The organism is Cellulomonas cellasea, from assembly GCF_030372105.1.
Taxonomy (GTDB): Bacteria; Actinomycetota; Actinomycetes; order Actinomycetales; family Cellulomonadaceae; genus Cellulomonas_A; species Cellulomonas_A cellasea_A.
Map to the genome: position 1 here is coordinate 35543 of NZ_JAUDBQ010000010.1, position 25702 is coordinate 61244.

Here is a 25702-nt window from a genome sequence, read left to right on the forward strand (position 1 = left end):
CCGTGGCCCCGGGTGGCGGGGTCCGGCGCGACGGGCTGGCCGCTCGCTGTCGTGGTGGCTCAACGCAGCGTCGCCCCGGCGTCCAGCACCAGCTCGGCGCCGGTCATGTACCTGGCCTCCGAGGAGCACAGCCACCGGACGGCGTGCGCCACGTCGACGGGCTCCATGCGGTGGATGGGCAGCGGCAGCTCCAGGGCGCCGCCGACGCCCTTGGCGGTGGCCTGCCAGTGCTCGGCCGCCGGGTTCTGCGTCATGTCGGTGCCGGTGCCGCCCGGGTGGACGGCGTTGACCCGGATGCTGTCGCCCGCGAGCTCGAGCGCGAGGCTCTTGAGCAGGCCCACCGTCCCGTACTTCGCCGCCGCGTAGTGCCCGATGGTGGGCAGCGGCTTCACGGCGGCTGTGGAGCCGACGAAGACGATGGACCCGCCGCGCCCGCCCTCGAGGATCGCCGGGACGGCGGCCCGCACGGTGTTCCAGGTGCCGGTGAGGACGACGTCGATCATCGTCTGCCACTGCTCGGGGGTGGCCTTCCACGTCAGCTCGGGCCAGCTCGCGACCCCGGCGTTGGCGACGACCATGTCGAGCCGCCCGTAGGAGTCCGTGGCCGTGCGCACCGCGGCCTCGAGCGCCGCGTGGTCGCGGACGTCGGCGTAGACGCTCTCCGCCCGGCCGCCCGCGGCGCGGATGATCCGCACCGTCTCGGCGAGGTCGTCATTCGACGCGAGGTCGTAGGTGAGGCCCTCGACGGGGCGCCCGAGGTCGGTGACGACGACAGCCGCCCCTGCCTCTGCGAGCGACACCGCGATGGACCGGCCGATGCCCCGGCCGGCTCCGGTGACGAGCGCCACCTGGTCTGTCAGATCGATCACTGGGAGGTCTCCTTGTCGAGCGGGATGGCGGAGTCGCCGGCGGCGGCGATGAGCGCGACGACCTGATCGCCGAAGTGCGGGTCGCTCTCCAGCACCACCTGGCAGTGGGCGCCCTCCTGGGCGGGGAAGCCCATGTACTTGCCGCGGGTGTCGCAGACCGTCTGCCCACGGGTGGGGCCGTCGCCGGTGACGACGTAGGCGTTGACGGTGGGCGCGAGGTCCGGCACGAGCGTGCCGGCGGCGATGGCCACGGCCAGCGCGTCGTGCATGCAGCTGCGGCGCTCGCCGAACGCCGCCCCGGCGAAGAACTCGAAGTAGAAGTCGAGGATTCGCGACACGTACTGGCCGACCGTGCCGCCCTGGTCGAGCCGCGCGCGGTGCGAGTCGTCGAGCGTGGTGCGCATCGTGACGTCCAGGCCCACCATCGTCAGCCGCCACGGGGCGTGGAAGACGGCGGCGGCTGCCTCCGGGTCGCACCAGATGTTGGCCTCGGCGACCTCGGTGACGTTGCCGGGGGCGTCGGCGGCGCCGCCCATAATGGTCACGCCCCGCACCAGGCTCGGCAGCTCGGGGCACAGGCCCAGGGCGATCGCCAGGTTGGTGAGCGGGCCCACCGCGACGATCTCCACCTCGCCCGGGTTCGCGGTGACGAGCCGCACGATCTGCTCGGCGGCGCTGCCGGGGACGACGGCGCCGACCTCGCGGCCGGAGCCCGCGTTGCCCTGCCCGTCGTCGCCGTGCACGTGGTACGCGAACACGGCCTCGCCGCCCGCGATGGGGCCCGCGGCGCCGGCGGCCACGGGGACCTCCGGGCGGCCCGCCATATGCACGGTGTGCAGGCAGTTGCGGGTGGCTGTCGCCACGTCCACGTTGCCCCACACCGAGCCGAGGCCGATCAGGTCGATCTCGGGGTGCAGCGAGGCGTAGAGGATCGCGAGGGTGTCGTCGACGCCCGTGTCGCAGTCGAGGATCATCTTCAGTGCCATGTGGTGCTCTCCTGTCGTGCTGGTGGTGCTGGTCCGGGCGTCAGCGCAGGCGGGCGTCTAGCTCCGCGACGCGGGAGACCAGCAGCCGGTTGAAGGCGTCGGCGTCCACCTCGAGGGCCACGTCGGCGTTGGGGGCGGCCTTGGCGACGTTGTCCACGTCCACCACCGTCATGCCGCGCGTGAGGGCCCCGGCGCACTCCACGTCGACGTAGAGGCTGCGAGTCGTCACCAGGCTCGGCTGGATGACAGCCGCCACGGCCAGCGAGTCGTGCTGCGCTGTGGACGGGTTGCCCGACATCGCCAGGTGGTAGGCGGTGTAGAACTCGACCATCCCCAGCACCGCCTGGGCGACGGGCCCGCCGCCGCGCAGGCCGTCCCAGTCGTCGGGGGCGGTGAGCGCGAAGTGCGTGACGTCCAGGCCGACCATCGTCACGGGGATGCCCGCGGCGAAGACCCGCGCCGCGGCGTCCGGGTCGTACCAGATGTTGAACTCGGCGGCGGGCGTCATGTTGCCGATCACCCGGGCGCCGCCGCCCATGAGGACGATGCGCTCGAGCTTCGCGGCGACGTCCGGGAACGCGGCGATCAGCACCGCGACGTTCGTCAGCGGGCCCAGCGCGATGAGCGTCACCGGCTCCGCCGAGCCCTCGATCACGTCGACCATGAGCTGCACGGCCGAGCGGGCGTCCACGCCGCGCGGCGCGGGGTCCAGCCGCACGCCGCCGAACCCGTCCTCGCCGTGGGTGTTCGGGTCGGGGGCGGAGTCGCGGCGCACGAGCGGCACATCGGCGCCCGCGGCCACCGGCACGTCGTCCCGGCCGAGCAGGTGCATGAGCCGCAGCGCGTTCTCGGTGGTGTGGGCCAGGCCGGTGTTGCCGCCGACGGTGGTGACCGCCAGCAGGTCCAGCTCGGGGCTCGCCACGGCGAGCATGAGGGCCAGGGCGTCGTCGATGCCCGGGTCCGTGTCGATGATGACGGGGATGGCCATGGTCACTCCTTCGTCTCGGCGGTGAGGCCGGTCAGGCGGTCAAGCGGTCAGCGGGTCAGGCGCCGAGGGCGCGCAGGAACTTCTCGTGGAAGGCGGGAAGGTCGAGCGTGTCGACGAGGCGCACCACGCAGGGCTCAAGCGGGTCGACCGGGTCGGCCTCGTAGCCGCGCAGGTCCGCGACGACCTGGCCGCGGGTCTTCTCGCCGCGCAGCTCGACGCTGGCCCGCACCAGGCGGTACGTCGCCAGGTCCGGGTCCAGGGCCAGGGCCATGGCCAGCGGGTCGTGCAGCACACACGTCCGCATGCCCACCAGCGGCTCGTACACGTCGATGTAGTGCTGCATCGACTGCCACAGCATCCGGCCGTGCGGGGTGTCGACGGCCTCCAGCCGGGCCACGACCTCGGGCGGCATGGCGGTGCTCATCGTGATCTCGAGGCCCACCAGCACCAGGTCCCACGGCGCGTCGAGGACCAGCTGCGCGGCCTCCGGGTCGTGCCAGATGTTCGCCTCGCCGGTCTCCGACGCGTTCCCGGGCACCCCGGCGGCGCCGCCCATCACCACCACGCGGCGGATCAGGCGCGGCAGCTCGGGCTCGAGCAGCAGCGCCAGCCCGATGTTGGTGAGCGGGCCGACGGCCACGAGCGTGAGCTCGCCGGGGCGGCTGCGGGCCAGCCGGACGATCTCCGCGGCGGCCAGCGTGCCCGCCAGCTCGCGTGACGACGGCGGGTGCCCGGCGTCGCCCAGCCCGTCGTGGCCGTGCACGAACTCGGCGGTGAGCAGCGGCTGCGCCATCGGGCGCGCGGCCCCCTGGTGCACCGGCACGTCGGTGAGGCCCACCGCGTCGAGGATGGTCAGCGTGTTGCGGGCGCCCACGTGCACGGGCACGTTGCCGTGCGTGACGGTGCACGCGACGAACTGCGCGCCGTTGCCGGCGCCGTACATGATCGCCATGGCGTCGTCGACGCCGGTGTCGCAGTCGAAGATGATCTCGGTCATGGTCAGCCGGCCTTCTGGGCGGAGAGCGCGGCGATGGCGTCGACGGTCATGTCCCACAGCAGCGGCTTGTCCAGCTGGACGGCCACGTCGGTGTTGTGCGCCTGGCCCAGCAGGAACTCGAAGTCGGTGACCGTCATACCGGTGGTCCACGTCCCGGTGAGCTCCACGGCGACGAACGCGCTGCGGGTGGTGAACACTTTCGGGTCCACGAGCCAGGCCACACAGCACAGGTCGTGCACGGGCGGGGCGTCGAAGCCCTGGTGCTCGCGGTACGTCTTGCCGAAGAACTTGAGGATCTCCACCACGAACTCCGACAGCGGCGAGTCGATGGCCGCGATCCGCTCGACGACCTCCGCGTCGGCGGTCGCCTGGTGCGTGAGGTCCAGCCCCACCATGACGACCTTCCAGGCCCCCGCGAACACGGCCTGCGCGGCCTCCGGGTCGGCGATGATGTTGAACTCCGCCGCCGGGGTGCGGTTGCCCCGGGTGTAGCCGCCGCCCATGAGGACGACCTGCTTGACCCGCTCGATGATGCGCGGCTCCTTGTTCATCGCCAGGGCGATGTTGGTCAGCGGGCCCGTCGGGACCAGCGTGATGGTGCCGGGCTCGGCGGCCATCACCTCGTCGATGATGAGGTCCACGGCGTGCCGGGGGTCCAGCTCGCGGACCGGCGCGGGGAGCACCGGGCCGTCGAGGCCCGAGTCGCCGTGGATGTCGGGCGCCACCATCTGCGGGCGCACCATCGGGCCCTGGCAGCCGGCCGCGACGGGCACGTCGATGCCCGCGATGGCGCACACCGACAGGGCGTTGCGGGTGACCTTCGCCAGCGTCTGGTTCCCGGCGCAGGTCGTCACGGCGATCAGCTCGATGCCGGGGTTGCCCGCCGCGAGGATCATCGCCAGCGCGTCGTCGTGCCCGGGGTCGCAGTCGAGGATGATGCGTTCGGTCATGGTGTGCTCCTTGCGGGATCTGGGCGCACCGGCCCACAGCGACGGCGTCTGCCGTGCCGTCGCCGTGGGGACGTGCGGTGCGAGGGGTGGGTCAGGCGGTTTGCGGGGCCGGCGTCGCTGACGGCGCCTTGGTGCGGACCTTGTGGAAGCGGATGCCCACGAGGACCAGCGCGATGATCGTGATGACGTACGGGGTCATCAACGCGAGGTTGGAGTTGAACCCGGCGATGCCGAGCTGGTCGGCGATGGCGTCCGCCGCGCCGAAGATGAACGCCGCGACCATCGTCCGCACCGGCTTGCCCAGTCCGAAGGTGAGGGCCGCGACCGCGATGAACCCGCGGCCCGAGGTCATGTTCGCGGTGAAGGAGCCGAGCGTCGCCATCGCGAGCTGCGCGCCGGCGATGCCGCACAGGACGCCCGAGATGAGGATGCTCTGGAACCGGACCTTGCGAACCCCGATGCCGGCGGCCTCGGCGGCGGCCTCGTCCTCGCCCACCGCCCGCAGGTGCACGCCGTACTTGGTGCGGTACAGCACGATCGAGGCGATCGGTACCACCAGCAGCGCGAACCACACGAGCGCTGTCTGGTTGTGCAGCGCGGGGCCGAGCACCGGGATCTCCGCGAGCGGGCCAAGGGAGATGCGCGGCAGCCGGATGCTGGCATGCGGCGGCGTGACGCCCGGGTTGCCGTAGAAGACCTGCAGCAAGAACACCGACAGGCCCGCGGCCAGCAGGTTCACACCGATGCCGACCACGATGAAGTCGGCCTTGAGCCACAGGGTCGCCCCTGCGTAGATCATGGCCAGCACGAGTGCGGCGGCCACTGCCGCGCCGACCCCGACCAGGGCGCTGCCCGTGGCGGAGCCCACGGCGATCGACGTGAACGCGCCGATCAGCATCATGCCCTCGAGCCCGATGTTGAGGATGTTGCCCTGCTGGGTGAACGCGCCGCCGATCGCGGCGAGCAGCAGCGGGGCCACCTTCATCAGGATGACGAAGAGCATGGACGCGGTGAAGATCTGCTCCAGGACGTCCATCAGAGGTCTCCTCGGGACTCGGCGTCGGCGCCGCGGTGCGACGTGGGGGGTGTGCCACCAGGATCTGGCGGTGTGGCGCCGCTGGGGCTGCCAGCCAGCACGGGCTCCTTGTGCGGGGCCGCGTCCACGGCGGCGGAACCGGCTCCGGCGGTGGCCACAGCCGCGCGGCGGCGGCCCGGCAGCATCGCCAGGATCCGGTCACGGGTGCGGCGGTCCACCAGGAACACGGCGGTGATCGACAGGATGATCAGGCCCTGCAGGACGTTGACCAGCGGGAACGGCACTGAGGTGTTGATCTGCATCGCGTTCGAGCCGGCCATCATGTTGGCGTAGAACGCCGCCGCCAGGACGGCCGCCCACGGGTTGAGGCGGGCGAGCAGCGCCACGGTGATGCCGAGGAACCCGTAACCGGGGGAGAACGTCTGGAGGAACCGGCCGCCGTTGGGGCCGAGCACGAACAGCGTCCCGGCGAGCCCGGCGACGGCGCCGGAGATGGCCATCACCTGGATGCTCATCATCTTCGGGTTGACGCCCGTGTACTCCGCGAAGCGGTTCATCTCGCCGAGCTGGCGGACCCGCAGGCCCCACACCGAGCGCGTGAGCACCAGGCCCAGGGCGACCACGATGAGCAGCGCCACCACGAGGTCCATGCCCAGCCCGTACGGCGCGCTGAACATGGGCAATCGCGCGCCCGGGAGGATCTTCGGCGAGGCGGCCAGGCCGGCGCCCGGGTCCCGGAACGGGCCGGTCACCAGGTAGGCGGTGAGCAGCGTCGCGATGGTGCTCATCATGAGCGTCGTGACGATGATGTCCACCCGCCAGAAGGCGAGCAGCGCGCCGGGGATCGCGCCCCAGATCATCGCGCCGAGCATCCCGCACACCATCATCAGCACGGTGAGCAGCGGCGCCGGCAGGTCCGTGAACGTGAAGCCCGCCCAGGCGCCGCAGAACGCGCCGATGAAGAGCTGGCCCTCGCCGCCGATGTTGAAGAAGCCGGCGCGGAACGAGATGATCACCGCCGCCGAGAGCACGGCCAGCGGGATGAACTGCGAGATCAACGAGGCCACCCCGAACGGGGCGCGGAAGTTCGAGAAGAACAGCTCGTTGTAGGCGGCGATCGGGTTCTGCCCGAGCGCCAAGATGACGATGGCGCCGATGAGCAGCGACAACACGATGGCCATCACGGGCTGGGCCGATCCCCGCAGGGCTGCCCCACCTGCTCGGGCCAGGCGCTGCTGGAGGCTCTCCGGCGCCTGCTCCGCGGGCGCCGCCTCATGCGGGGCCGCGGGGGCGTCGCCGCCGGCGGCCAGTGCCGCGGTGGCTGCCGCGTCGGCCTGGGCGCGCTCGGCGGCGATCGCGGCATGCGACGCCTCCGCGCGGGCCATGTCCTGCGGGTCGGGGGCGATGCCCGCCATCGCGAGGCCCACCGCCGCCTCGCTCATGTTCTCCTGCGTGAACTCCGCGACGATCCGGCCGCGGAACATCACCAGCAGGCGGTCGGACAGCGACATGACCTCGTTGAGGTCGGCGGACAGCAGCAGCACGCCGGCGCCCTGGTCGCGCTGCGACACGATCGCGTTGTGCACGAACTCCATGGCGCCGACGTCGACGCCGCGGGTCGGCTGGCTGACCATCAGCAGCTTCGGGTCGCTCTCGAACTCGCGCGCGATGACGACCTTCTGGATGTTCCCGCCGGACAGCGTCTGGATCGGCGTGGACGGCTGGGCGCCGCGCACGTCGAAGTTGGCGATCATCCGCCGCGCGAACGCGTTGGCCCGGCTGCCGCTGATCCAGCCGTGCTTGGCGATCGGCGCGGTGAGGTGGGTGGGGATGAGGTTCTCGGTGACCGACAGCGAGGGGCCGGTGCCGACCTCGTGGCGGTCCTCGGGGATGTAGGCGAGGCCGGCGGCGCGTCGGGCGGCGACCGTGGCGCCGGAGACGTCCTTGCCGGCCAGCGCGATGCGGCCCGCGTCGATGCCCTGCATGCCGGCGACGGCGGCGGCGAGCTCGGACTGCCCGTTGCCCTCCACGCCGGCGATGCCGACGATCTCGCCCGCGCGGACCTGCAGCGACAGGCCGTCGATGACTGTGACGCCGCGGTCGTCGACGACGGTGAGGTTGTCGACTCCCAGCACCGTGTCGCCGGGCTTCGCGGGGGTGTGCGCGATGCGCAGCAGCACCTCGCGGCCCACCATCATCTGCGCGATGTCGGCCTGGGACAGGCCCGCGGCGGGGCGGGTGTCGATGGACTGCCCGTCGCGGATCACCGTGATGGTGTCCGCGATCTCCAGCACCTCGCCCAGCTTGTGCGAGATGAACAGGACGGCGCAGCCCTTCTGGGCCAGCGACCGGATGACGGCGAACATCTCCTCCGACTCACCGGGGGTGAGCACGGCGGTGGGCTCGTCGAGGATGAGCAGCCGGGTGTCGTGGCTGAGCGCCTTGAGGACCTCGACCCGCTGGCGCAGGCCGACGGACAGCGTGGAGACCTTCGCCTGCGGGTCGATCTCCAGGCCGAAGCGCTGGCTCAGCGTGGCGACCTCGGCCTCCATGCGCTTCGCGTCGAGGGTGCCGCCCTTGCTGCGCAGCTCGCGCCCGAGGAAGACGTTGGCGGCGACGGTCAGGGACGGCACGAGCTTGAAGTGCTGGTGCACCATGCCGATGCCCAGGGCCGAGGCCTTCTGGGGGCTGGTGATCCGCACGTCGCGGCCGTCGAAGAGGATCGAGCCGGAGTCGGGCTGTGCCGTCCCGGCGATCATCGTCATCAGTGTCGTCTTGCCGGCGCCGTTCTCGCCGACGAGGGCGTGAATCCGCCCGGGGAGCACGGACAAGGAGATGTCATCGTTCGCCACCTTGGGGCCGAAGGCCTTGGTGATGTGGCGGAGCTCCAGCAGGGGTGTGGCCATGAGGGGACGTCTCTCTTCGGGTCGTGGCCTTCAAGGAGGTGCGGTGGCCGCCGCCCACAGGGGGCGGGGCGGCGGCCACCGTGGGGGCGTCAGTACGCCGTGGGAACCTTGATCTCGCCGTCGACGACCTTCTTCGAGTACGTCGCGATCTCGTCCTGGATGTCCTTCGGGACGATGTCGCCGTTGTCCTCGAAGGTGAGGCTGACACCGTCGTTGTGCAGGCCGTACTCGGTGGTCTCGCCGAACTTGAGCGTGCCGGCCGCGTGGGCGTCAACGGCGCCCTGCAGCGAGACGCCGATGTTCTTCAGCATCGAGCCGAGGATGTGGCCCTTGTGCAGCGGGTTCTGGTTCGAGTCCACGCCGATGGCGTAGCGGCCGCTGTCCTCGGCTGCGCGCAGCACGCCGATGCCGGCGCCGCCCGCGACCTGGAACACGACGTCAGCGCCCTGCTCGTACATGGCGGTGGCCTGGTCGAAGCCGCGGTTCGAGTCCACGAAGTCGCCGACGTAGGAGACCAGCACCTCGATGGCCGGGTCCACGGACTCCGCGCCCTTCTTGAACCCGACGACGAAGTCGTTGATCACCGGGATGTCCATGCCGCCGACGACGCCGACCTTCTTGCTGCCGGTCGCGAGCGGGAACTTGTCCGGGTTGACCGTGGCCTGCGCGGCGAGCACGCCGGCGAGGAACGCGCCCTCGTTCTGGCGGTAGACGATCGAGGCGACGTTCGGCTGCTCCACGACGGAGTCGTAGATGAGGAACTTCTGCTCCGGGTACTTCGGGGCTGTCTCGTCGAGGATGTCGATGAACTGCGAGGTGCCGACGATCACGACGTCCCAGTCGCCACCGGAGACCGACTCGAGGTTGGACCGCCACTGCGCGGGGTTCTCGGCGTCGCTCTGGATGTTCTGGATCTTGCTGCCGGCCTTCTCCATGGCGGCCATGCCACGGGCGGCGTCGTCGAAGAACCCCTGGTCGCCGAGGGGGCCGTTGATGACGTTCACCACGGAAAGCGCGCCGTCGACGCCGCCCGAGCCTTCCTCGGCGGCTTCGCCTCCGCCTCCGCACGCTGCGAGGGTGAGGGTGGCCGCTGCGGCGATCGCCACCCCGCTTATCAGTCGCTGCTTCATGTCGTGCTCCTTTGCACTGGTGTTCATTGCGGGGGATATACGGGTGGTTCAGGGGGCCTCGGCCGACGCGCTGGGCGGCTCCGGGCTCCGTTCGAGCGAGGCGTGGACAGCCTCGGGTCGCGGCATCCCGGTGGTGGCCCCGAGGGAGCCCACCGAGACCGCGCCGGCGTGGGCGGCCCAGCGGGCCGCGGTGACGAGGTCCTCGCCGCGGCTGAGCGCGTCGGCGAGGGCCCCGATGAATGTGTCCCCGGCCCCTGTCGTGTCGACGACTGCGACGCGGGGCGCTGTCACGTGGGTCAGCTCGTGGCCGTCCCAGACGTAGGCGCCGCGCTCGCCGATGGTCACGACGACGGACGCGGTGACGCTGGTGTCGGCGGCGAGCTCGCGGGCGAGGGCGTCGGTGTCGGCGGGCAGCGGGCGCCCGGTGGCTGCCTCGTACTCGATCTCGTTGACCACGAGCACATCGACCTGCTCGAGGATCTCGGCCGGCAGGGCCTGCGCGGGCGCCGGGTTGAGGACGAAGGCGCCACGGGCGGCCCGGCTGGCGGCGAGCACCGCGTCGAGCGGGATCTCGAGCTGGGCGACGACGACTGCGGCGTCGGCGACGGTGTCCCCGGCGGCCTCGACGTGCTGGGCGGAGACGTGCCCGTTGGCGCCGGCCACCACGACGATGCTGTTCTCGGCGGAGGAGTCGACCTGCACCATGGCGCGGCCCGTGGGGGTCTCGGGCTGGGCGCCGAGGTGGCTGAGGTCGATGCCCTCGCGCTGCATGGCGGCGCGGACCTCGGCGGCCTCGGCGTCGTCGCCGGTGAGCCCGACGAACGCGACCCGACGGCCGAGCCGGGCGGCGGCGATGGCCTGGTTGCTGCCCTTGCCGCCGAGGAACTGCGCGTAGCCGGTGGCGGAGACCGTCTCCCCGGGGCGGGGGAGCTCGTCCACGGACGCGACTAGGTCGATGTTGACGCTCCCCACGACGGTGACGTCGAACCGCTCAGGCTTCATTGCCTCGACCCTCTACATCTGAGTCCAACGAGAGATCGTTCTCTCGACGTGGGCTTGATCAAAGGCCCTGTCTGCGCCTTTGTCAAGCCTGCCTCGTGGCGCCGCTCACGTCATTGCGCCGCGCTCTCGGTCTGGTTACAGTTCCGTCTCAGTAATCCATTACTGAGGTGGCGCCACCACCCCGGGACTGGCCCAGGAGGGCTGAAAGGCCGCGAACGCGGCGCCGGTAGCATTCCCGGCATCACAAGCGGCCACACGCAGGGACGAGGAACGCCGATGGCACGCAAAGTCACCGTGCGCGACGTCGCGGCAGCCGCCGGCGTCTCCACAGCGACCGCCTCCCGCGCCCTGACCAACAGCCCGTCCGTCAACCCCGAGATGGCCAGGCGGGTGCTCAAGGCCAGCAGCGACCTCGGCTACAGCGCCAACGTCTTCGCCCGGGCGCTGCGGACCCAGCGCACCGACACCATCGGCATGGTGGTGCCCTCCATCAACAACGACTACTTCACCGCGGCCGTCGAGGCCGTCGAGAAGGAGCTCGCCGACAGCGGGCGCTCGCTCATCCTGTGCGACGCGCGCGAGTCCGTGGAGACCGAGGCCCAGCGCATCGAGCTGCTCGTCCAGCGCATGGTCGACGGCCTGATCGTGGTGCCCGTGACCGCCTTCGACTCCGTGCCCGCCATCGAGCAGGCCGTCCAGCAGGGGCCCGTGGTGCTCCTCGACCGGTGGGCCGACGCCGCGGGGGCGGACTACGTGGGCGGCGACAACGCCGACGGGCTGCGCCAGTGCGTCGTCCACCTGCGCGAGCAGGGCTGCTCGTCGATCGTCTACGTGGGCGCCCAGCCCCGCACCAGCACCGCCTACGAGCGGCACAAGGCGTTCCGCGAGCTCATGGAGCCCGACGGCGGCGCGGACGGCCCCGGCGTCCACGGGTCCGCGCTGCTCGGCGAGTTCAGTTTCGAGTGGGGCGTGGAGGCCACCCGCCAACTCCTGGCCGGCGACGTGCTGCCGCACGGCATCGTCTGCGGCGCCGACATCATCGCCGTCGGGGTGCTCAGCACGTTGCGCGAGGCCGGAGTGGTCGTCCCCGACCAGGTGAAGGTCGTCAGCTATGACGACTCGTTCCTGGGGCGGCTGACCATGCCGCGGCTGTCGTCTGTGCGCCAGCCCATCGACGCGATGGCCGCCGAGGCGGTGCGGCTGCTCGACGACCGCTCCGGCCGGACCGACGCGCCGGTGCGCAAGAGCATCTTCATGCCGTCGCTCGTGGTGCGGGAGTCCACCGGGCGCTGACGGGAGTCCACCGGGCGCTGACGTGCGCTGACGGGCGCCGAGCCGCTCCCGGCCCGGCGCCCGTCCTCGCCGCGTCAGCCAGCGCAGGCCGTGAGCAGCATCTCGACGAAGCGCTCACGATCAGCGGCCAGCACCACCTTCGTGTTGGCCGGCTGCCGCGTGACGCCGAGGTGGTCGACGACTGTCATCCCCAGCGTCTGCGTGCCGGTGGTCTCGACGCGCACATAGGCGTCAATCGAGCGGGTCCCGATCGTCGGGTCGATCGCCACCGCCACCGTGACCGGGTCGGGCAGGTCGAAGCCGTCGATGTGCGTGACGTCGCGGCAGAACTCCACGAGCTGGCGCTGGATGCTGGTGCAGAACTCGCCGAGCGGGCCCGTCGCCGCGAGCCGCGCCGAGTCAGCCGGGGTGATCGTGGCGTCGTTGCGGGACACATCCCAGCCCACCATCTCCAGCGGCATGCCGGAGGTGAAGACAATGTCCGCGGCGTCGGGGTCGACGTAGATGTTGAACTCCGCGGTGGGGGTGACGTTGCCGGTGTGGTCGCCGGTGCCCGCCATCATCACGACGCGGTGGAAGAGCCCGGCGATGTCCGGGGCCTTGCGCAGCGCGAGTGCGATGTTCGTCAGCGGGCCGAGGGTCACCAGGGTGATCTCGCCGGGGTGCTGGCGCGCCAGCTCGATGATGCGGTCCACGGCGTGCCCGTCGGCGGGGGTGCGGCCGGTGAGGGGCAGGCCGATGTCGCCCATGCCGTCGGCGCCGTGGACGTTGTGCGCGAAGACGTGCTCGCGGATCAGCGGACGGTCGGCGCCGAGGTGGACGGGGACGCTCGAGCCGCACTGCTCGAGGGTGTACAGGGCGTTCTGCACGCCCATGTCGAGGGGGACGTTGCCGGAGACGACGGTGATCGCCAGGACGTCCACGCGCGCATCGGTGAGCGCGAGGACGAGGGCGACGGCGTCGTCGGAGGCAGTGTCGGTGTCGATGATCATCTTCTGTGCCATGTGCAGTTCGTAGGCATGTAAGGCCATGTACGCAACGCGCCGCTCCGTGTGCGTTGACCTGGGCTTTCGACTGCTGCTAGACACAGCGCCGTGGGATGTAAACCTTTACATCCCACGGCGACAAGGAGGTCGCACGGTGTCAGCAGGACTTTTCCCCGCAGGTCGGGTGACCGTCGAGGACGTGGCGCGGCGCGCCGGCGTCTCCACGGCCACCGTCTCGCGTGCGGTCAACGGCACGGCCCGCGTCGCCCAGGAGACGCTCGACCGCGTGCAGCACGCCATCGACGAGCTGGGCTTCCGCCCCACCCCCGCCGCGCAGAACCTTCGCCAGCAGCGCACCCGCAACATCGCCCTCGTGGTCCCGACCATCACCAACCCGTTCTTCCCCGAGCTCGTGGCCGGGGTGGCCCCGGAGATCACCCGCCGCGGGTCATCGCTGCTGCTGCTCAGCACCGACGACCCGGAGGGCGAGGCGACGCGGGTCGCGCAGTCGCGGCTCGCCGACGGCATCCTGCTGGTCGGCTCGATGGAGCGGAGCGGCGTCCGGCAGCGCACACCGCATCTGGACCTCCCCGTCGTGGCCTTCGACCGGGCCGCCGCCTCGCTGCGCACCACGGTGGTGCAGTGCGACAACGCGGCGGGCGCCCGGGCCGTCGTCACGCACCTCGCGGGGCTCGGGCACCGGCACATCGCGCACCTGCGCGGCCCCCGCGGGCTCGACGTCGCCGACCAGCGCGCCCGCGGCCATCGTCGGGCGCTGCTCGAGCTCGGGCTCGACGCCCGCCTCGAGGTCGAGGGCGACTTCAGCGAGGAGTCCGGGTACGCCGCCGCGCTGCGCCTGCTCGACGGCCCCGAGCGGCCCACCGCCGTCTTCGCGGCGAACGACCTGATGGCGATCGGCGCGCTCGCCGCGTTCCGCGCCCGTGGCGTGCGCGTGCCCGAGGAGATCAGCGTGGCCGGCTTCGACGGCATCCGCCTCGGCCGTTACCTGCACCCCACCCTGACCACGTACGCGCAGCCCATCGCGGAGATCGCCCAGCGCGCGGTCACCCTGGTGCTCGACGCCGTCGACAGCGGCAGCCCGCTGCCCCGCGGCCGCTCCGCCCCCCATGTCCTGACCCTTGCCGGCGAGCTCGTCGTCGGCGGGTCCACGTCCGCAGTCCCGTCCTGACAGCGTTCTGAGAGGCCCCCCATGTCCCACGTGCTCGTCATCGGAGAGTCCTGGTTCGTCCACTCCATCCACCAGAAGGGCTTCGACACCTTCACCACCTCCGAGTACGAGGAGGGCGGCGGGGCCTTCCTCGGCGCCCTGCGCGAGCGCGGCCACGAGGTGACGTACGTGCCGTCGCACACCATCCACGAGCGGCTGCCCGTGACCGTCGAGGGCTACGCGCCGTACGACGTGGTGGTCATCTCCGACGTCGGCGCGAACAGCTTCCAGCTCCCGCCGCAGACGTTCTCGGCCTCCGTGCCGTCCCCCGACAAGTCGGAGCTGGTGCGCGCGCACGTCGAGCGCGGCGCCGGGCTGCTCATGGTGGGCGGGTACATGACGTTCAGCGGGATCGACGCGAAGGCCCGCTGGGGCAGGTCGCCGCTGGGGGAGGCGCTGCCCGTGAGCGTGCTGGACCGCGACGACCGGGTCGAGCTGCCCTACGGCGCGCAGCCCCGGGTCATCGCCGAGCACGAGGTCGTGGCCGGCCTCCCGCCCACCTGGCCCGCGTTGCTCGGCCTCAACGAGGTCGTCGCCAAGGACGACGCGCAGGTGCTGGCCACCTGCGCCGAGCACCCGCTGCTCGTCGTCGGCGGCTACGGCGCCGGCCGCACCGGCGCGTTCACCTCGGACATCGCCCCGCACTGGGCGCCGCCGGAGTTCCTCGACTGGGACGGCTACGCCGAGCTGTGGGACCGCACCATCACGTGGCTCGCCGGATGAGCGCCGACGTCCTCGCACGCCAGCTCCGGGAGATGCCCAAGGTGGAGCTGCACTGCCACCTGGAGGGCTGCGTCCGCCCGGAGACGTTCATCGACCTGGCCCGGCGCCACGGCGTGGACCTGCCCTCCGACGATCCGGCCCAGGTGTACGCGTACCACGACATGGCCAGCTTCATGGAGGTGTTCGAGCGCCTGTGCGCCGCCGTGGTGACCCGTGACGACGTCGCCCGGATCACCTACGAGGCGCTCGTCGACGCGGCCCGCGGCTCGAACGTCGTCTACCGGGAGATGTTCGTCAACCCGACCCTGCACCCCACGCTCACCTACCCCGAGCTGCTGGAAGGGCTGACCGCTGGCGTCCACGAGGCGCGCGCGGACACCGGCATCGTGGCGCGCCTCATCCCGTCGGTGTACCGGGCGCACAGCCCGGCGCAGGCGGCGGCGATGGCGCGGGACGTCGTGGCCGGTCCCCGCGACCTCGTCGTCGGGCTCGGCATGGACGGCGACGAGCTGGCTGGCCCCCCGGCGGGCTTCGTCGAGGCCTACGCCATCGCCCGGGAGGGCGGTCTGCACGTCACAGCCCACGCGGGCGAGCGGTTCGACGCGCAGGAGGTCGCCGACTGCCTGGACCTGCTGGGCTGCACCCGGCTGGACCACGGCTACGCCCTGACCCGCGACCCCAGTCTCGCGGCCCGGGTCAAGGCCGAGGGGATCCACGTCACCTACGCGTGGCTGTCCACGACGTACAACTTCCACGGCCCGATGGACGAGCACCCGTTCCGCCTGCTGCGGGACGCGGGGCTGTCCCTGTCGATGGGCAGCGACGACCCGGCGATGGGCGGCACCGAACTGGCCGGGGATTACGTCGCCGTCGCGGACGCGCTCGGGTTCACCCTCGCGGACTTCACGGCGCAGAACCGGGCCGCGCTTGAGGCGTCCTGGCTCACCGGGCCCGACCGCGACCTGGTGCGCGACCGCCTCTGGTGAGCGCGGCAGCCCCCTGACCGGGCGGGGGACGGCTGGACCTGGGACGCGGTGGGCGGCGCGTCACCAGGTCCAGCCGCGCTCGGCGAGCTCGACCTCCTTGCGGAAACGCTCCTGCGGGTCGCCCTTGGCCCGGTTGCGGAGCTGCACCCCGGCGAGCTCGCAAGCCTCCGCGAGCAGGTCGTCATAGGCGAGCTGGGTGGCGATGAGCCGCTCGGCGCGCGCCATCGAGCGCGGCTCGTCCTCGATCGTGCGGGCCAGCTCCGCGACCTTGCCCAGCCGGGTCTGCACGCGCAGCGCGAGGAACGGGTCCGGCACGGCGACCTTCCCGTCGCCCACGTCGTCGAGCCGCACCTCGGCGGCGAGGCGTCGTGCCCGGCGCCGGGCGCGACGACGGCGTGGATGGAGCCGCTCGCCGATCCGCCTCAGTGCGGCCCCGAGCCGCCTGCGCCAGCGCGGCGGCTCGTCAGGGCTGGGAAACACGGCCCACAGCACGCAGAAGAACGCTGCGGGGACCAGGAGGACGACCAGAAGCGACCACGGCATCAGCGCTACCTCTTACCCGAGACCAGCGAAAGCCACATCGTCGTGTCCTCTCAGGCTAGGCACGCTCGGCCAGATGGGCCACACGCCAGGGCCCCGAATCCGACGTAGGGGACCAAGGGGCGACCCTCACTCGCCCCCTAGGTGATTCGGGGTGGGATCAGGGCGATAACTGATCGTCCCGCAGGCCTGCGACCAGCAAGGATGTCCCTGGCAAGCACGAATCCAGCCTCACGATGGGAAGTCACATGAGCTCCGCCCCGACAGGCGCCGCGGCTGTTGCGCACGACAACACGGCCAGGCCGATCGCCACTGCACGCGGCCTGGTCAAGACGTACGGCTCCGGCGAGACGGCGGTGCACGCGCTCGCAGGCGTCGACGTGGAGTTCGGGCGTGGGCAGCTCACCGCGATCATGGGCCCGTCGGGATCGGGCAAGTCGACCCTCATGCACTGCATGGCGGGCCTGGACCGTCCCACCGAGGGCACGATCGAGGTGGACGGCGAGCAGGTCGGCCAGATGAACGAGCGCCAGCTCACCAAGCTGCGGCGCACCCGGCTGGGCTTCGTGTTCCAGGCGTTCAACCTGGTGCCCACCCTGACGGCGGCGGAGAACATCACCCTTCCCCTGGACATCGCCCGGCGCCCCGTCGACAAGGCGCACTTCGACGCCGTGGTCGCGGCCGTCGGCCTCGGCGACCGGCTGGGGCACAAGCCGAATGAGCTGTCCGGCGGCCAGCAGCAGCGGGTGGCGTGCGCGCGGGCGCTGGTCTCCCGCCCCGCGGTCGTCTTCGCCGACGAGCCCACCGGCAACCTCGACTCCGCGTCCGCCGCCGAGGTGCTCGGCTTCCTGCGCCGCTCCGTCGACGAGCTGGGCCAGTCCATCGTGATGGTCACGCACGACCCGACGGCCGCGTCCTACGCGCACCGCGTGCTGTTCCTGGCGGACGGCCGCCTGGTCGGCGAGCTGCTGGACCCGACCCCCGCCTCGGTGCTCGAGATGCTCGGCTCGATCACGCCCCGCACCCGCCAGGCCACGTCACCGGCAGCCGTCTGATGGGCCGGCTGGCACTGCGCGCGATCCGCGCGCACCTGGTCCGCTTCTTGATGTCGCTGCTGGCTGTCGCTCTGGGCATCTCGTTCGTCGCCGGCACGTTCTCGCTCAACGGGATGCTCTCGTCGACGTTCACGGGGATCGTCGACGCCACGATGCTGGGCGACGCGTATGTGCGCGGCACTGACGCGTCGATCCGCACCGCCGACGTCGGCACCGAGGTCGGCGACACGCGCAACCGCATCCCGATCTCCCTGGCCGACGAGCTCTCCGAGGTCGACGGCGTCCAGGCAGCGCTTCCCGACGTCTCCGGCCCGATGGTGCTCGTGGGCGCCGACGGCACCGCCGTGCAGTCCACGCAGGCGCCGAGCTTCGCCGTGATGTACAGCCCGGACGACCGCACCAGCACGATCGTCGACGGCCGCGCGCCGGAGGGGATCGACGAGGTCGCCCTGGAGATGGCGACCCTGGCCAGCTCGGGCCTGGAGCTCGGCGACACCACGAACGTGGTCGTCGCCGGCGAGATCCGCAAGGTCGAGGTGGTCGGCGAGATCGACCCCGGCGGCCCGATGGCCGGCGCCACGATCATCTACGTCGACGTCGACACGGCCATCGCCGACTTCGCCCCCGACGGCCAGGTCGCCACGATCGCCGTCTACGGCGAGGACGGCGTGCCGGAGGAGGAGATCGTTGACGGCGTCAACGCCGTGATCGCCGGCTCCGATGCCTCCGCCGAGGTGGTCGGCGGCGCCGACATGCGGGTCGAGGCCCGCGCGGACATCGAGGGCCAGCTCGGCTTCATCTCGACGTTCCTGCTCGTCTTCGCCGGCATCTCGCTCTTCGTGGGCGCGTTCATCATCGCCAACACGTTCTCGATGTCGGTGCGGCAGCGCATGCGCGAGTTCGCGCTGCTGCGGGCCGTGGGCGCCTCGCCCACACAGGTCCTCACGTCGATCCTGGTCCAGGCCGCGGTGGTCGGCGTCATCGGGTCGCTGATCGGCGTCGCCGGCGGCGTGGGGCTGGTCTCCGTGTTGCGTGTGGCCTTCGAGTCCATGGGCATGAGCCTGGCGGGCGACATCCCGCTCGACCCGGCGACTGTGGTCATCTCGGTGCTGGTGGGCACGCTCGTCAGCGTGGGGGCCGCGTTCCTGCCGGCCCGCCGGGCCGCGATGATCCCGCCCGTCGAGGCGATGCGGGACGACGTGGCCAGCGCTGAGCGCTCGCTGAAGGTGCGCGCGATCATCGGCGGCGCCGTGGGCGGCCTCGGTGTCGTCGGCGTCGTGGTCGCCGCGCTCAAGCCCGAGCTGGAGAGCGGGGAGATGCTCATCGGCTTCGGCGCCGCGGCCGTCGTGATCGGCATGCTGCTGCTGGCTCCGGTGATCGCCCGCGGGGCCCTGGGCGTCCTGGCCGCGCCGTTCGTGGCGCTGGTCAAGCCCATCGGGCGGCTCGCGCGCGGCAACGTGGTCCGCAACCCGCGCCGCACCGCCAACACCGCTGGCGCCCTGATGATCGGCATGGCGCTGGTCGGCGCGGCCACCGTCATCGCGGCGACCACGCAGGCCTCGCTGGGCAGCGTGGTGCGGAAGGAGGCAGTGGCGGACTTCATCACGGCCGCCGCCACCAGCGGCTCCATCCCGGAGCAGGCGGTCGAGGAGATGCGGGCATTGCCCGAGGTCGACACCGCCGACGCGCTGTACTTCGGGGTGTTCCTGGCCGACCGGGCCGGCACGACCCCGGCGGCCGACCAGCTGCTGAGCACCACCGGCATCGACCCCCTGGCGTTCGGCCGCAGCCTCGACATCGAGGAGGTGGAGGGCGACCTGACGCAGGTGCTCGCCGACGGGCGGATCGCCCTGCAGCAGAGCGTCGCCGAGGAGAAGGGCTGGAAGGTCGGCGACGAGCTGACGTTCCTGGGCAGCGGCGGTCAGCAGGACGTGACCGTCGGCGCGATCTTCACGTCCAACGCGCTGGGCGTGGCCTCCGCGATGTCACTGGACATGTACGACCAGATGATCGTGCCGAGTGAGCGTCATGTGGCCAACGTGTTCATCTCCACCGCCGACGGCGTGGGGCTCGAGGACGCCCGTGAGGCGCTCACCGAGACGCTCGCGCCGTACGTGGTGATCTCGCTGCTCGACAAGGAGCAGTTCGTCGCGGGAATCGCCGACCAGGTGAACCAGGTGCTGGTGATCCTGTACGCGCTGCTGGGGCTGTCGATCGTCATCGCGGTGCTGGGCATCGTCAACACGTTGGCGTTGTCGGTGATCGAGCGGACCCGGGAGATCGGTCTGCTGCGCGCCGTCGGCCTCGGGCGGCTCCAGCTCTCCGGCACGGTGACCATCGAGTCGGTGCTCACCGCGCTGTTCGGCACCGTGGTGGGGCTGGTCGTGGGGGTGGGGCTCGCCGCTGCGATGCAGCGGGTGTTCACCGATGACGGCCTGACGATCCTGTCGGTCCCGTGGGGCAGCCTCGGGTCGATGCTGGTGCTCGCGCTGGTGGTGGGGGTGCTGGCCGCGCTGTGGCCAGGGCTGCGCGCCGCGCGGATGCCGGTGCTGGACGCCGTCAGCTACGAGTAGCCCGACATCGGGTCGTGAACGCCGCCGGGGCGCGCCATCAGGCGCCCCCGGCGGCGTCATGTCCGGGGTGCTCCTACGCTGACGAGGGGGATCGGCGGCGCGCGCCGGGACGCCCCGCGCGGAGGCCAGATGAGTCACGCCCCACCCGCCGAGCCCGCCCGCTCGGTTGCGGACATCGCCACCGGCCCGATTGCCCGCGCTCGCGGGCTCGTGAAGACCTACGGCTCGGGCGACACAGCCGTCAAGGCGCTGGACGGCATCGACGTGGACTTCGGCCGGGGCGAGCTGACGGCGATCATGGGCCCGTCCGGATCGGGCAAGTCGACGCTCATGCACTGCATGGCGGGCCTGGACCGCCCCACCGCCGGCGCCGTGGAGGTGGACGGCGTCGAGGTCAGCCGCCTGAGCGAGCGCCGGCTCACCAAGCTGCGCCGCACCCGCCTGGGCTTCGTGTTCCAGGCGTACAACCTGGTGCCGACGCTGACCGCGGCGGAGAACATCACGCTGCCGCTCGACATCGCGCGCCAGCCCATCGACCGCGACTTCTTCGACACCGTCGTGGACGCCGTGCGATTGCGCGACCGGCTGCACCACAAGCCCTCCGAGCTCTCCGGCGGGCAGCAGCAACGGGTCGCGTGCGCGCGGGCCCTGATGTCCCGCCCGGCGGTCGTCTTCGCGGACGAGCCGACGGGCAACCTCGACTCGGAGTCCTCCGCGGAGGTGCTGGGCTTCCTGCGCCGGTCCGTGGACGACTTCGGCCAGTCGGTGGTCATGGTCACCCATGAGCCGACCGCCGCGTCCTACGCGCACCGCGTGCTGTTCCTCGCCGACGGCCGGCTGGTCGGCGAGCTCGTCGACCCGACCCCCGCCACGGTGCTCGAGGCGCTCGGCGCACGCCACCAGGACCCCTGATGCTGCGGGTCGCGCTGCGCGGCATCGGCGCCCACCCGGTGCGGTTCCTGCTGACGATGCTGGCCGTCGCGCTGGGCATCGCCTTCGTGGCGGGCACGTTCGCGCTGCGCACCATGCTCTCCTCGACGTTCACCGACATCGTCGAGACGTCGATGCTGGGAGACGCGTACGTGCGCGGCGCCGATCCCGCGCCGGGGGAGTCCGTCGGCGGGGAGGCCACCGACGCGCGCAACCAGGTGCCGATCGGGCTGGCCGACGTCGTGGCCGGGGTGGACGGCGTCACCGCCGCGCTGCCCGACCTGTCCGGGCCCGTGGTGCTGGTGGGCGCGGATGGCACAGCGGTGCAGAGCACCCAGGCGCCCAGCATCGCCCTGGTGCTGTACCCGCAGACGCGGGGGGTGGACGTGATCGACGGGCGCCTGCCGAACAGCGCCGGCGAGATCGCCCTGGAGCACTCGAGCCTCGACGCCTCGGGGCTCGAGGTGGGGGACGCCACCCAGATCGTGCTGGGCGGCGAGCTGCTGGACGTCGTGATCGTCGGCGACGTGGACGCCGTGGCCCCCACCGCGGGCGCCACGCTCGTCTACCTGGACCCGGCCACCGGGCGCGCGCTGTTCGCCCCCGACGGCATGGTGTCCACCATCGCCGTGTACGGCGAGCAGGGGCTCAGCGAGTCGGCGCTCGTCGACAGGGTGGAGCCCGTGGTCCGGGACGCCGCCCCCGCCGCCGCCCCCGCGCAGGCCGTCACCGGTGACGACGCGCGGGCGGAGAGCCGCGCCGCCATCGAGGCGATCCTCGGGTTCATCCTCACGTTCCTGCTGGTCTTCGCCGGCATCTCGCTGTTCGTGGGCGCGTTCATCATCGCCAACACGTTCTCCATGTCCGTGCGGCAGCGCACCCGGGAGTTCGCGCTGCTGCGCGCGGTGGGCGCCTCGCCGTTGCAGGTGCTCGTCTCGATCCTCTTGCAGGCCGCTGTGATCGGGGTGATCGGCGCCGCGCTCGGCATCGCCGGCGGGCTCGCCCTCGTCGAGGTGCTGCGGAGGGTCCTCGAGTCGATGGGGATGACGCTGGCGGGCAGCATCCCGCTCAATGGCTCGACGGTGGCCCTCTCGCTGGTGGTCGGCACGCTGGTCAGCCTCATCGCGGCGTTCGTCCCGGCCCGGCGGGCCGCGTTGGTGCCGCCCGTGGAGGCGATGCGCGACGAGACGACGGCGCCCGAGCGGCCCTTGCGGTTGCGGGCCGCGATCGGCGCGGCGCTCGGGGTGCTGGGCGTCGCGGGGGTGCTCGTGGCCATGTGGCGGCCCGAGGCGGACCGGGCTCCGCAACTCCTGGGCTACGGCGCCGCCGGGGTGGTGATCGGCGTGCTGCTGCTGGCTCCGGTGATCGCCCGCGCGAGCATCGGGGTGCTCGCGGCGCCCTTCGTCGCGGGGATCAAGCCGGTGGGCAGGCTCGCGCGCGGCAACGTGGTGCGCAACCCGCGCCGCACCGCCAGCACCGCGGGCGCCCTGATGATCGGCATGGCGCTGGTCGGGGCGGCCGCCGTCATCGCCGCGTCCACCACGGCCTCCACCCAGGCGATCGTCGCGCGCGAGGCCACCACCGACTACATCCTCAGCACCCCCGCCTCCGGCTCGATCCCCGCCGACGCCGTGACGGCCGTGCGCGCGCTGCCCGACGTCGCCGCCGCCGACGCGTTCTACGCCGGGCAGGTGCTGGTCGACGGCCCCGACGGTGACGCCGGCGCGCAGGCGTCGGTGCTGCTCGCCGGGATCGACCCCGCCACCATCGGGCGCAGCCTGCAGGTCGAGGAGGTCGACGGGGACCTCCGCGCCACCCTTGAGCAGGGTGAGGTGGCGGTGCAGCGCACCACCGCCCGGGACGAGGGCTGGGAGGTGGGCGACCGGCTCACGCTCACCGGCGGCTCCGGCGCCCAGGATCTGCGCATCGGCGCGATCATCGACTCCTCGGCCATCCCCGCGCCGCTCGTCGTGCCGCCCGACGTCTTCGACGCGCTCGTGCCCAGCGTCGAGCGCACCATCCCGACGGTGTTCGTCACCGCCACCCCCGGCGCCGACCTCGGCGAGCTCCGCGACCAGCTCACGCAGGCCGTGCGGCCCTACGTCATCGTCTCCGTGCTGGACACCGAGCAGTTCGTCGCCGGGCTCGCCGACCAGGTCAACCAGGTGCTGGTGATCCTGTACGCGCTGCTGGGGCTGTCGATCGTGATCGCGGTGCTGGGCATCGTCAACACGCTCGCGCTGTCCGTGATCGAGCGGACCCGGGAGATCGGGCTGCTGCGCGCCGTCGGCCTCGGGCGGCTGCAACTCGCCGGCACTGTCACCATCGAGTCGATCCTCACCGCCGTGTTCGGCACCGTCGTCGGGCTGGCCGTGGGCGTCGCGCTGGCCTCCACCATGCCCACCGTGTTCGCCGACGACGGGCTCACCGACCTCGCCGTGCCATGGGCCAGCCTGCTCGGCATGGTGCTGCTCGCCATCGTCGTCGGCGTGCTCGCCGCCGTGTGGCCAGGGGTGCGCGCCGCCCGGCTCCCGGTGCTCGACGCGGTCAGCTACGAGTAGCCGCGCCGCGCTCGTGGCCCCAAGGCCGACGATGGCTCACCTCAGGCTCGAAGCCCTCGCCTGGGCGCTGGCGTATGCGCGTTCGGCCACGGGATTCTCCCCAGCTTCGGTGGAGACTTCCTCGTAGGCGGTGGCAAGGGCTGGCTCTAGCCGGTCGAGGACCTCCCCACGCAAACGCGATGCCGCGCGTCGGCCCAGACCCCATTGGGTGACCTCGTCGTCGATCACCGTCGCGGTCAGCCCTTCGAGCAGGGTCTCGCCTCCCACGATGAGCGACAGGACGGTCTCGACGCCGAGTGAAGCGGTCGAGACGACGTCGTACGAGGGAGCAAGGCGCACTCCTGTGGCCGGGTCGATCAGCATGGAGATGTTCTTCGCGTGCTGATCGCAGTTGCCGAGGACCAGTGAGGCGAGAACCATTTCCAAGAGTCGCTCGAGCTCGCGCAGAGGGATGGCTGCGTGGTTGCTCAAGACCTGGGCGATCCGCTTGAGCGAGGGCGCGAGCGGGTCAGCGGCCTGCTGATACTTCGAGGTCGGCGCGAGACCCAGCGCTTGGCACATGTCCTCTTGGTGGAGACGGCGCAGGCGTCCCTCGACTGTCTCGCGGTCGTAGCGGCGCACCAGGATGGCCGGCCTGCCGTCGATGGGCCGGTAACTTGCCTGGGCGACGTCGAGGCCGGCATGGTCGAGCGCGCGCATCGCGAAGAGCTCAGCGTGGACGATCCCTGGCCAGCGTTCGCGGCCATTCGCGCGCAACGGCGATGGTTTGAGGATGTGGGTCGAGGGAGTCGCTTCCAGTGGGAGGCCCAACGCACCGTCGTCGCGTTCGACGAGGACGAGCTTGTCCTGGATGCCACCGAGGGACACTCGCACGTGGCTCTCCGGGCTGACGCCGAAGGGTGCGGTCGCGAGGTCGTCTACTGCCTGCTCAAGGGCCTGGTCGTCTAGCCATCGGACACCGGCACTTGCCGGTGGGCCCTCGCCCGCCTCGGTGACGGCAACGGCGCCGGCGCACTCGCGTCCGATCATCGCCAGCAGCCCGACCGTGTTATCGGTGGCGAGTCGAAACCGGTCGGCGAGGACTGCGCGCAGCTCCCCTTCCGGCAAGAGTCCGTCCATCCAGTTGCGCGCCTCAAATGCGTTGTAGGCCTCCTTGCGCACCGGCAAGCGCACCGATAGTGCCAGCGTGCCGAGGCCGAACCGGTCGAGCGCTTCGTCGGTGTACTGCAGCGACGCCATCCCGAAACCCGCGGTGTCGTCCAGGCGGGCGACGTGCACCTCGTTCAGCCACACATCGAGGGAGCTCACTGGCGCCCCTCGCTCCCGGTAGCTGCCTCCTGGTCTGAAGCAGCGGGAAAGGCCGCTCGGATCGCTAGGAGCACTCTGCGAAGCTGCGGGTCGGCAACCTCGATCGCCGCGTCGCTGGATGCCAACCGGCGTAAGTGTCGAATGAGGCGCCGGTACTGGTCACTGCTCGCGGCGAGGCCTTCTGGGTCCGCGGTCAGGGTCCGCAGGAGCCGCAGCAGGGCGGCAATCTCCGAATTCGCGATCCGGGAGAGGTCGGTCTCCGTCAGGGCGGCAGCCAGCTCCTCGATGCCGCTCTTGCCTCTTCTATGAGACAGGGCCAGCGGGCGCATCCTCTCTTCCTTGGCCGCGGGGTTGGTGCGGGGGATGGCGATCAGGTCCAGACCGACGGCACTGAGAGCCTGGACGAGGCGCCGCACCTGGAGGGTGGCTTCTCCTGTCTCAAGGCGCGACAGGTAGGCCTGGGTGACTCCCAGCCGTTCGGCGAGCTCGTTCTGGGTCAGCCCAAGCGCCGAGCGACTCTCGCGCAGGCGCTGCGCGATCCTGACGATGATCTCTGTGTCTCGGTCCATCGTTACCCTCGTCATCTCAAAAACCGATTCCAGCCCGCTCAAGCCACGGTATATCTGCTTTTCGGTATGTCAACACGCTAGCATCC

Annotated in this window: 21 protein-coding genes; 8 read left to right on the plus strand and 13 right to left on the minus strand. The window is 71.7% G+C overall.

The window, feature by feature from the left end:
- Positions 1-59 precede the first annotated feature (59 nt).
- From QUV83_RS10700 to QUV83_RS10740, 9 genes are all read right to left on the minus strand, one after another.
- Positions 60-869, minus strand: coding sequence for a mycofactocin-coupled SDR family oxidoreductase (locus QUV83_RS10700; RefSeq protein ID WP_289564510.1), 810 nt, complete (start codon positions 867-869; stop codon positions 60-62).
- Entirely contained in the window at positions 866-1855 is a 990-nt protein-coding gene (locus QUV83_RS10705; protein ID WP_289564511.1) for a nucleoside hydrolase, read from the minus strand. The genes QUV83_RS10700 and QUV83_RS10705 overlap by 4 nt, the downstream gene beginning before the upstream one ends.
- Before the next feature lie 40 nt (positions 1856-1895).
- A complete protein-coding gene (locus tag QUV83_RS10710) occupies positions 1896-2843 on the minus strand; it encodes a nucleoside hydrolase (protein WP_289564512.1) in 948 nt (315 codons plus the stop codon).
- Between the two features lie 55 nt (positions 2844-2898).
- Positions 2899-3840: a nucleoside hydrolase gene (locus QUV83_RS10715; protein ID WP_289564513.1), complete on the minus strand. Its 942-nt coding sequence runs from the start codon at positions 3838-3840 to the stop codon at positions 2899-2901.
- Between the two features lie 2 nt (positions 3841-3842).
- Positions 3843-4790, minus strand: coding sequence for a nucleoside hydrolase (locus QUV83_RS10720; protein ID WP_289564514.1), 948 nt, complete (start codon positions 4788-4790; stop codon positions 3843-3845).
- 91 nt (positions 4791-4881) lie between these two features.
- Complete coding sequence (locus tag QUV83_RS10725) at positions 4882-5826, minus strand: ABC transporter permease (RefSeq protein ID WP_066582991.1); 945 nt, start codon at positions 5824-5826, stop codon at positions 4882-4884.
- Positions 5826-8732, minus strand: a complete 2907-nt coding sequence (locus tag QUV83_RS10730; RefSeq protein ID WP_289564515.1) for an ATP-binding cassette domain-containing protein — start codon at positions 8730-8732, stop codon at positions 5826-5828. Before QUV83_RS10730 ends, QUV83_RS10725 begins: the two co-directional genes overlap by 1 nt.
- An 89-nt stretch (positions 8733-8821) precedes the next feature.
- A complete protein-coding gene (locus tag QUV83_RS10735; protein ID WP_289564516.1) occupies positions 8822-9862 on the minus strand; it encodes a BMP family lipoprotein in 1041 nt (346 codons plus the stop codon).
- A gap of 48 nt (positions 9863-9910) precedes the next feature.
- Entirely contained in the window at positions 9911-10864 is a 954-nt protein-coding gene (locus tag QUV83_RS10740; protein WP_289564517.1) for a ribokinase, read from the minus strand.
- Positions 10865-11140: 276 nt separating this feature from the next.
- Here QUV83_RS10740 and QUV83_RS10745 point away from each other — a divergent pair, with 276 nt between their 5' ends.
- Positions 11141-12157 carry a LacI family DNA-binding transcriptional regulator gene (locus QUV83_RS10745; protein ID WP_289564518.1) on the plus strand — a complete coding sequence of 339 codons (1017 nt, stop codon included), beginning with the start codon at positions 11141-11143 and terminating at the stop codon, positions 12155-12157.
- A gap of 74 nt (positions 12158-12231) precedes the next feature.
- On the opposite strand, the gene QUV83_RS10750 is transcribed toward QUV83_RS10745, so the two are convergent.
- Positions 12232-13161 (minus strand): nucleoside hydrolase, encoded by a 930-nt coding sequence (locus tag QUV83_RS10750; protein WP_289564519.1) that lies wholly within the window; start codon positions 13159-13161, stop codon positions 12232-12234.
- 136 nt (positions 13162-13297) lie between these two features.
- Between QUV83_RS10750 and QUV83_RS10755 the strand changes: the two genes are divergently transcribed.
- From QUV83_RS10755 to add, 3 genes are read left to right on the plus strand one after another with little or no spacing between them, the layout of a single operon-like run.
- On the plus strand, positions 13298-14332 hold the full coding sequence (locus QUV83_RS10755; protein ID WP_289564520.1) for a LacI family DNA-binding transcriptional regulator: 1035 nt from the start codon (positions 13298-13300) through the stop codon (positions 14330-14332).
- 21 nt (positions 14333-14353) lie between these two features.
- Positions 14354-15094, plus strand: a complete 741-nt coding sequence (locus QUV83_RS10760; RefSeq protein ID WP_289564521.1) for a glutamine amidotransferase — start codon at positions 14354-14356, stop codon at positions 15092-15094.
- Positions 15091-16080 (plus strand): adenosine deaminase, encoded by a 990-nt coding sequence (add, locus tag QUV83_RS10765; protein ID WP_289564522.1) that lies wholly within the window; start codon positions 15091-15093, stop codon positions 16078-16080. The genes QUV83_RS10760 and add overlap by 4 nt, the downstream gene beginning before the upstream one ends.
- A gap of 60 nt (positions 16081-16140) precedes the next feature.
- Here the strand turns inward: add and QUV83_RS10770 are convergent, their stop codons facing one another.
- Positions 16141-16623 carry a hypothetical protein gene (locus QUV83_RS10770; protein WP_289564523.1) on the minus strand — a complete coding sequence of 161 codons (483 nt, stop codon included), beginning with the start codon at positions 16621-16623 and terminating at the stop codon, positions 16141-16143.
- A 245-nt stretch (positions 16624-16868) separates the two neighbouring features.
- On the opposite strand from QUV83_RS10770, the gene QUV83_RS10775 reads away from it, so the two are divergent.
- From QUV83_RS10775 to QUV83_RS10790, 4 genes are all read left to right on the plus strand, one after another.
- Positions 16869-17675, plus strand: a complete 807-nt coding sequence (locus tag QUV83_RS10775; protein ID WP_289564524.1) for an ABC transporter ATP-binding protein — start codon at positions 16869-16871, stop codon at positions 17673-17675.
- Positions 17675-20248, plus strand: a complete 2574-nt coding sequence (locus QUV83_RS10780) for an ABC transporter permease (protein WP_289564525.1) — start codon at positions 17675-17677, stop codon at positions 20246-20248. The genes QUV83_RS10775 and QUV83_RS10780 overlap by 1 nt, the downstream gene beginning before the upstream one ends.
- Before the next feature lie 129 nt (positions 20249-20377).
- The gene (locus QUV83_RS10785; protein WP_289564526.1) at positions 20378-21160 is read left to right on the plus strand and encodes an ABC transporter ATP-binding protein; all 783 of its coding nucleotides are present in this window, start codon (positions 20378-20380) and stop codon (positions 21158-21160) included.
- The gene (locus tag QUV83_RS10790; RefSeq protein WP_289564527.1) at positions 21160-23739 is read left to right on the plus strand and encodes an ABC transporter permease; all 2580 of its coding nucleotides are present in this window, start codon (positions 21160-21162) and stop codon (positions 23737-23739) included. The genes QUV83_RS10785 and QUV83_RS10790 overlap by 1 nt, the downstream gene beginning before the upstream one ends.
- A 36-nt stretch (positions 23740-23775) precedes the next feature.
- Here QUV83_RS10790 and QUV83_RS10795 read toward each other — a convergent pair whose 3' ends face one another.
- The gene (locus QUV83_RS10795; protein WP_289564528.1) at positions 23776-25047 is read right to left on the minus strand and encodes a HipA domain-containing protein; all 1272 of its coding nucleotides are present in this window, start codon (positions 25045-25047) and stop codon (positions 23776-23778) included.
- Positions 25044-25616, minus strand: coding sequence for a helix-turn-helix domain-containing protein (locus tag QUV83_RS10800; protein WP_289564529.1), 573 nt, complete (start codon positions 25614-25616; stop codon positions 25044-25046). Before QUV83_RS10800 ends, QUV83_RS10795 begins: the two co-directional genes overlap by 4 nt.
- Between the last annotated feature and the right edge of the window lie 86 nt (positions 25617-25702).